This window comes from Micromonospora sp. D75, assembly GCF_018070405.1.
GTDB classification, from domain to species: Bacteria; Actinomycetota; Actinomycetes; order Mycobacteriales; family Micromonosporaceae; genus Micromonospora; species Micromonospora chalcea.
Genome location: NZ_JAGPXV010000312.1, coordinates 1 through 6,929, shown reverse-complemented (window position 1 = coordinate 6,929; position 6,929 = coordinate 1). Strand labels below are relative to the sequence as shown.

8 protein-coding genes and 1 tRNA gene are annotated in these 6,929 nt (G+C 73.7%); 3 read left to right on the top strand and 6 right to left on the bottom strand.

Going from position 1 to position 6,929, the window contains the following annotated elements; translation table 11 throughout:
* Positions 1–419: ATP-binding protein (locus KBX39_RS18785; protein ID WP_210871752.1), on the top strand; the 419-nt coding region annotated here is incomplete at its 5' end.
* Here KBX39_RS18785 and KBX39_RS18780 read toward each other — a convergent pair.
* Positions 400–1,338 (bottom strand): ribose-phosphate pyrophosphokinase, encoded by a 939-nt coding sequence (locus KBX39_RS18780; protein WP_043328479.1) that lies wholly within the window; start codon positions 1,336–1,338, stop codon positions 400–402. The genes KBX39_RS18785 and KBX39_RS18780 overlap by 20 nt on opposite strands.
* A 64-nt stretch (positions 1,339–1,402) precedes the next feature.
* Between KBX39_RS18780 and glpK the strand changes: the two genes are divergently transcribed.
* Complete coding sequence (gene glpK / locus KBX39_RS18775; RefSeq protein ID WP_210871750.1) at positions 1,403–2,887, top strand: glycerol kinase GlpK; 1,485 nt, start codon at positions 1,403–1,405, stop codon at positions 2,885–2,887.
* Positions 2,888–2,890: 3 nt separating this feature from the next.
* Here glpK and KBX39_RS18770 read toward each other — a convergent pair whose 3' ends face one another.
* On the bottom strand, positions 2,891–3,724 hold the full coding sequence (locus KBX39_RS18770; protein ID WP_043328477.1) for a phosphoribosylaminoimidazolesuccinocarboxamide synthase: 834 nt from the start codon (positions 3,722–3,724) through the stop codon (positions 2,891–2,893).
* Positions 3,725–3,848: 124 nt separating this feature from the next.
* Between KBX39_RS18770 and KBX39_RS18765 the strand changes: the two genes are divergently transcribed.
* Positions 3,849–5,174, top strand: coding sequence for an extracellular solute-binding protein (locus KBX39_RS18765; RefSeq protein WP_210871748.1), 1,326 nt, complete (start codon positions 3,849–3,851; stop codon positions 5,172–5,174).
* Between the two features lie 115 nt (positions 5,175–5,289).
* Here the strand turns inward: KBX39_RS18765 and KBX39_RS18760 are convergent, their stop codons facing one another.
* From KBX39_RS18760 to KBX39_RS18745, 4 genes are all read right to left on the bottom strand, one after another.
* The gene (locus KBX39_RS18760; RefSeq protein WP_043328474.1) at positions 5,290–5,538 is read right to left on the bottom strand and encodes a hypothetical protein; all 249 of its coding nucleotides are present in this window, start codon (positions 5,536–5,538) and stop codon (positions 5,290–5,292) included.
* A 108-nt stretch (positions 5,539–5,646) separates the two neighbouring features.
* Positions 5,647–5,720 (bottom strand) — tRNA-Met (locus KBX39_RS18755).
* A gap of 50 nt (positions 5,721–5,770) precedes the next feature.
* The gene (locus tag KBX39_RS18750) at positions 5,771–6,706 is read right to left on the bottom strand and encodes a hypothetical protein (protein WP_210871746.1); all 936 of its coding nucleotides are present in this window, start codon (positions 6,704–6,706) and stop codon (positions 5,771–5,773) included.
* The coding region (locus tag KBX39_RS18745; RefSeq protein ID WP_210871744.1) for an RNA polymerase sigma factor at positions 6,696–6,929 on the bottom strand (234 nt) is incomplete at its 5' end. The genes KBX39_RS18750 and KBX39_RS18745, both read right to left, overlap by 11 nt.

Below are 6,929 nucleotides of genomic sequence, written 5' to 3'. Positions count from 1 at the left end.
TGCCCATCGAACCTTCCCGCCTTCTCGCCACGGCCTTCGGTCAGGCGCAGGGGACCGAGCTGCGGCACTCGGTGACCTCCTGCGCGCAGGACTCCGGCCTGTCCGGTCAACGGCTGGACGACTTCGTGCTGGCGGTCAACGAGCTGATCACCAACGCGGTGCGGCACGGCGGCGGGCAGGGCTGGTTGCGACTCTGGCAGCGCGACGGCGAGCTGGTCTGCCAGGTCGCCGACCACGGGCCCGGGATCAGCGAGCGGCGGCTGCGCGACCGTGACCGGCCGGCGCCGGACACCGCCGGCGGCTGGGGCCTCTGGCTGGCCCGGGAGCTGAGCGACACGATGGAGGTGGAGACCGGCGACGCCGGCACCGTCGTCCGGATCACCGCCGCGCTCGCCACCGTCAGGCGAACAGGGCGCTGACCGACTCCCCGTTGTGGATCCGCCGCATCGCCTCGGCCAGAGCCGGCGCCACCGACAGCACCTCCAGCTTCGGCACCCGCTTCTCCGCCGGGATCGGCACGGTGTTGGTGCAGACGATCTCCAGTACGCCCTCCTGCGCGCTGAGCCGCTCCAGCGCCCCGCTGGAGAACAGGCCGTGCGTACAGGCCAGCCGGATCGAGCGGACCCGCCGCTCGCGCAGGTGCGAGATCAGCTCGATCACGGTGCTGCCCTTGGCGATCTCGTCGTCCAGCACGATCACGTCCCGGTCCGTCACGTCGCCGATGATCGTGCTGATCTGCACCCGGTCGTCGCTGAAGCGCTGCTTCGCGCCGGCCGCCACCGGCGTACCCAGCATCCGGGCGAACGCGGCGGCCTCCTTGGCGTTGCCCAGGTCCGGCGAGACCACCACCGCGTTGCCCAGGTCGCGCCCCTTGAAGTGGGCGGCCAGTTCCCGCAGCGCGTGCAGGTGGTCCACCGGGACGCTGAAGAAGCCGTGCACCTGCGGCGAGTGCAGCGTCATGGCCAGCACCCGGTGCGCGCCGGCGGAGGTGAGCAGGTCGGCGACGAGCCGGCCGCCGATGGAGATGCGCGGCGCGTCCTTCTTGTCCGACCGGGCGTACGCGTAGTGCGGCAGCACCACTGTGATCCGGGCGGCCGACGCGCCCCGGGCCGCGTCGATCATGAGCAGCAGCTCGACCAGGTGCTCCTGCACCGGCGGCACCAGCGGCTGGATGAGGAAGACGTCGCGCTCCCGGCAGTTCGCCTGCAACTGCACCTCCAGGCAGTCGTTGGCGAACCGGGACACCCGCACCGGATGCAACGGGACGTGGAGGTGGGCGCAGATCTCGGCGGCGAGGACCGGATGGGCCGACCCGCTGAACACGGCAATGTCACGCACGTCTGATGATCGTACGGGCCGCCGGGAGGAGACGGTGGACACTCGCGGCGGGTACGGTGCTGCCGTGACCGCAGAGTTCGTCGCCGCCATCGACCAGGGCACCACGTCGTCGCGCTGCATCGTCTTCGACCGGGCCGGCGAGATCGTCGCCGTGGCCCAGCGCGAGCACCGGCAGATCTTCCCCCGGCCCGGCTGGGTGGAACACGACGCCGAGGAGATCTGGACGAACGTCGAGCACGTGGTCCGCGAGGCGCTGGCCAGCGCCGACATCGGCACCGAGTCGCTGGCCGCGGTGGGCATCACCAACCAGCGGGAGACCACTGTGGTGTGGGACCGGGAGACCGGCCGCCCGGTGGCGAACGCGATCGTCTGGCAGGACACCCGCACCGGCCCGCTGCTGCGGGAGCTGACCGAGACGTACGACCAGGAGCGGCTGCGGGCCCGCACCGGCCTGACCCCGGCCACCTACTTCGCCGGGCCGAAGCTGCGCTGGCTGCTCGACCACGTCGACGGGCTGCGCGAGCGGGCCGAGCGCGGCGAGGTGCTGTTCGGCACCATGGACAGCTGGCTGATCTGGAAGCTGACCGGCCGGCACGTCACCGACGTGACGAACGCCAGCCGCACCATGCTGATGGACCTGGAGACGCTCGACTGGGACCCGGAGCTGCTCGACGCGCTGCGCGTCCCGGCCGCCGTGCTGCCCGAGATCCGCAGCTCGGCCGAGGTGTACGGCACCGCCCAGGGGGTGCTGGCCGGGGTGCCGGTGGCGAGCGCGCTCGGCGACCAGCAGGCCGCGTTGTTCGGGCAGACCTGCTTCCAGCCCGGCGAGGCCAAGTGCACCTACGGCACCGGCAGCTTCCTGCTGCTCAACACCGGGGCCAGCCCGGTGCCGTCGCGGCACGGCCTGCTCACCACCGTGGCGTACCGGATCGAGGGCCAGCCCGCCGTGTACGCGCTGGAGGGCGCCATCGCGGTCACCGGCTCGCTGGTGCAGTGGCTGCGCGACAACCTCGGCCTGATCTCCTCCGCCCCGCAGGTCGAGGAGCTGGCCCGCACCGTCGACGACAACGGCGGCTGCTACGTGGTGCCGGCCTTCTCCGGCCTGTTCGCCCCGCACTGGCGCAGCGACGCCCGGGGCGTGATCGCCGGGCTGACCGGCTACATCACCAAGGGGCACCTGGCCCGCGCGGTGCTGGAGGCGTCAGCGTTCCAGACCCGCGAGGTGGTCGACGCGATGAACGCCGACTCCGACGTGGCTCTGCGCCGGCTGCGGGTCGACGGCGGGATGACCGGCAACGAGCTGCTCATGCAGTTCCTCGCCGATGTGCTGGCCGTGCCGGTCGTACGGTCCCGGATCACCGAGACGACGTGCCTCGGCGCCGCGTACGCCGCCGGCCTGGCCGTCGGGTTCTGGCCGGACCTGGCCACGCTGCGCGAGAAGTGGCGTTCGGACGCGCAGTGGGAGTCGACGATGGACCCGGCGCACCGGGAGCGTGAGCTGCGCCAGTGGCACAAGGCGGTCCAGCGCACGCTCGACTGGGCCGAGTGAGCGTCAGTCCCAGCGGTTGCCGGTGAGCTTCTCGTACACCTCGACGTAGCGGGCCCGGGTCGCCTCGATCACCTCGGCCGGCACCTCCGGCGCGGGCGGCTGCTTGTCCCAGCCGCTGGACGTGGCCCAGTCCCGCACGTACTGCTTGTCGTAGGAGAACTGGGCGCGGCCCGGCTGGTACGACTCGGCCGGCCAGAACCGGGACGAGTCGGAGGTGAGCACCTCGTCGCCGAGAACCAGCGTGCCGTCCGCCGCCCAGCCCAGCTCCAGTTTCGTGTCCGCGATCAGGATGCCCCGCTCGGCGGCGATCTCCGCGCCGCGCCGGTAGACGTCGATGGTGATCTGCCGCAGCCGCTCCGCGACCTCCGGGCCGACCTTGTCGACCACCTGCTCGTACGTGATCGGCTCGTCGTGCTCGCCCTTCGGCGCCTTCGTCGACGGCGTGAAGATCGGCTCGGGCAGGATCGACGCCTCGACCAGGCCGCGCGGCAGCGGCACCCCGGAGACCGAGCCGGTGCGCTGGTATTCCGCGAAGCCGCCGCCGGTCAGGTAGCCCCGGGCCACGCACTCGACCGGCACCATGTCCAGCCGGCGGCAGCGGATCGCCCGGCCGGCGAACTCCGCCGGCACGTCCGTCGCCGAGATCACGTGGTTCGGCACCAGGTCGGACAGCTGCTCGAACCACCACAGCGACAGCGCGGTGAGCAGGCGGCCCTTGTCCGGGATCGGGGTCGGCAGCACCACGTCGTAGATGGAGACGCGGTCGGTGGCGACCAGGATCAGGTCCTCGCCGTCGGCGTAGACGTCCCGGACCTTGCCCGAATGCAGAAGTTCCACGGCGCTAGTACACCATGACCGGCGAGGGCCGCCCGGCGCGCCCACCGGAGGTCCCGCCCGGCGTTGACACCCCGCCGTAGGGGCCGGTGAAATGATCCGTCCACCGACGTTCGGAGAGAGATCCGTGCCCGCTGCGCAGTCCGTACCCCGTCCCGGCCTGGACCGGCGAGGGCTTCTCGGCGCGCTCGCCGGGCTGCCGCTGCTCGGCGGCGGGCTGCCGGCACTGGCCGGGTGCAGCCCGGAGGAGGCGGCCGTCGACGACGGCCCGGTCGAGCTGTCGGTGTTCTGGTGGGGCGGCGACCGGCGGGCGGCGGCCACCGAGCAGGCGCTGCGCCTGTACTCGCAGCAGAACCCCCGGGTCAGCTTCCGGGTCACCTGGCAGGGGTTGAGCGGCTACTACGACCGGCTGGCCACCCAGGCCACCGGCGGCAACCCGCCGGACCTGTTCCAGATCGACGACACGCTGCTCGCCGAGTACGCCGGCCGGGACATCCTGCTCGACCTCAGCCCGTACGCCACCGACGGGCGGATCGACCTGCGCGAGGTGCCGGCGCAGCTGGCCCGCTACGGCCAGGTGGACGAGCGGACCGTGGGCGTGGCGGCCGCGCAGACCAGCGCGGCGCTGGTGTTCAACCGCGCGCTGTTGCGCCGGCTGGGCCAGCCCGAGCCGCGCACCGGGATGTCCTGGAAGGAATACGTCGCCTGGGCCGCCCGCGTGACCCGCGCCTCCGGCAACCGGGTGGCCGGCACCATGGACGCCTCCGGCGACTACCGGGCGCTCTGGCTGTGGCTGCGCGGCCAGGGCAGCGAGATGTACCGGGGGCGGCAGCTCGGTTTCAGCTCGGCCGAGCTGCTCGACTGGTTCGAGTTCTGGGAGGTGGCCCGCTTCGGCCGGGCCACCCCGAGCGCTGCGCTGGTCGAGCAGGCGGACAGCGGCGAGCTGGCCCGCCAGCTCGTGGTCACCGGGCACACCGCGGCCTCGTTCGCCTGGTCGCACCAGTTGCCGGAGCTGCAACGCCTGACCGACGACGAGCTGGCGGCGGTGGCCTTTCCGGGCACGCCCGCCGCCCAGTGGCCCCGGGCGTCGATGTACTGGGCCGGCTTCCAGGGCACCCGCCACCCGGAGGTGGTGGCGAACGTGATCGACTTCCTGACCACGAACGTGGCGGCCGGCCGGCTCCTCGGCGTGGAGCGCGGCCTCAACGCCAGCAAGCAGGTGCGCTCGTTCGTCGCCGGCGAGCTGACCGACCGGTCCGAGAAGCGGATGGCCGCGCTCGGCGCCGAACTGGACGGGCTGGCCGGTCCGTCACCCGCGCCGCCGCCCAAGGGCCACGCCAAGGTCCGCACCCTGCTGATCGACGCGGCCGAGAGCATCCGCGGCAAGCGCTCCGGCGCCCGCACCGCCACCTCGCGCTTCATGGCCCAGGCCAACGCCGCCCTGGCGAGCTGACCCGCCCGCCGCGCCCGACCGACCGCCCTGCCCGGCGATCATGAGGTTGGCGGCGACAAATCGGACGCGGCGCACCGCCAACTTCATGATCAGCCGGGGCGGGCGGGCCCGGGGGTCAGCGCGGAGGGCGGTTGCGGCGTCCGCGTGTGAGCAGCAGCACCAGCAGCACGATGCCGCCGACCACCACGAGGCAGCAGAGCAGGCCGAGGAAGCCGAACCCGCCGCGGCCGCGCCGGCGCGCCGCCTCCACCACGATCTCGCCGGTGCCCGACGACGCCCAGGCCGCGACCGGCACGAACACCGAGAGCACGACCGTACCGAGGACCGCGCCCAGGCGGCCCCACCACTTGTTCCATGCAGACATGCCCCCCATCCTCGCCGAGACCCGCAACCGGGGCACGGCGGATGAGGGCGGATGTCGCCGGACACGGCGAAGGGCCCCGGAAAGAATTCCGGGGCCCTTCGTCACGAGTAGCGGGGACAGGATTTGAACCTGCGACCTCTGGGTTATGAGCCCAGCGAGCTACCGAGCTGCTCCACCCCGCGTCGGCTCGACAACCGTAGCGCACCGACCCGGGGAGGCGCAAAACGGGTACTCAGTCCAGCCACCGCCGGACCGCCTCGACCGCCCGGCGGCTGTCCGCGTCGAACTGGGCGCGCTCGGTCGAGGTGCTCTCCCAGCCCTGCTCCCACAGCAGCGACACCACGTCACCGACGCGGACCGCCCGGATCAGGTGCACCTCGTCGCCGCCGCTCGGATCGCCGTTCGCGTCCCGGTACGGCGTCCGCGTCTCGAACAGCACCGACTCGTCGCCGTACCCGCTGTCGGGCAGCAGACGCTGCCGCACCGTCACCGGCGGCGTACCCCGGGCGGGCTGCTCGGGGCAGGCCCGCACCGCCGCGCGCAGCTCGGCCAGCGCGGCGCCGGCGCCGGCGCCGCCGGACCGGTAGATCGTGATGCTGTGCCGGTAGTTGCCCGACGGCACCTCGTCGGCCGAGGCCCCGGCCCGCCGGTACGGCAGCGACCGGGCCCGCTGCGCCACCACCCGCTCGTCGCCGGGGCTCGCGCCGCAGAGCACCGGCAGCACCGGCCCCGGGCCGAAGTAGTTGCCGGTACCGGCGTCGTTCGCGGCCGGCAGCATGAAGAACGCCCGGTCCGGGATCGTGGTCGGGGTCGCCGCGGCCGGCGGCGTGGTGGTCACGGCCGGGCTCCGCGAGCCGGGGGTACGGCCGACGGACGGCGACGGCGGGGGCGGCGACGACGGCGCGACCGAAGGCGCGACGGACGACGGCCGCGGGGTGGGCGTACCCGCGGGCGGTGGAGCCGGGTCGGGGCCCGGCCCGGCGGCGAGCACCAGCTGGCTGCCGGCCACCGTGCCCGCGACCAGCCCGGCGGCGGCCAGGACGGTCAGCGCGGCCCGGCGGCGGGCCCAGCGGTCGGCGCTGCGGCGCAGCCGGTCCGGCGCCGGCAGCACCCGCTCGTCCGTGTCGGCGGCGAGGGACCGGTAGTAGCGGTGCAGTTCAGGCGACATCGTTGACCTCCAGCTCCTCGGCGGCGACGCCGGGCAACAGCTCGGCCAGCCGGGCCCGTCCCCGGGACAGCCAGGACTTCACAGTGCCGGCGGGAACCCCGGCCTCCCGGGCGATCTCCTCCACCGGCAGGTCGACCAGGTAGTGCAGGGCGAGCGCCTGCCGGTGCCGGGGCGGGCGCTGCCGCAGCGCCCCGCCCAGCAGCACGGTGTCCTCGCCCGGCGG

Coding starts and splice junctions, on each gene's coding strand:
- KBX39_RS18760 (WP_043328474.1), bottom strand. CDS start 5,538: ATGTCTGCATGGAACAAGTGGTGGGGCCGCCTGGGCGCGGTCCTCGGT.
- KBX39_RS18750 (WP_210871746.1), bottom strand. CDS start 6,706: ATGTCGCCTGAACTGCACCGCTACTACCGGTCCCTCGCCGCCGACACG.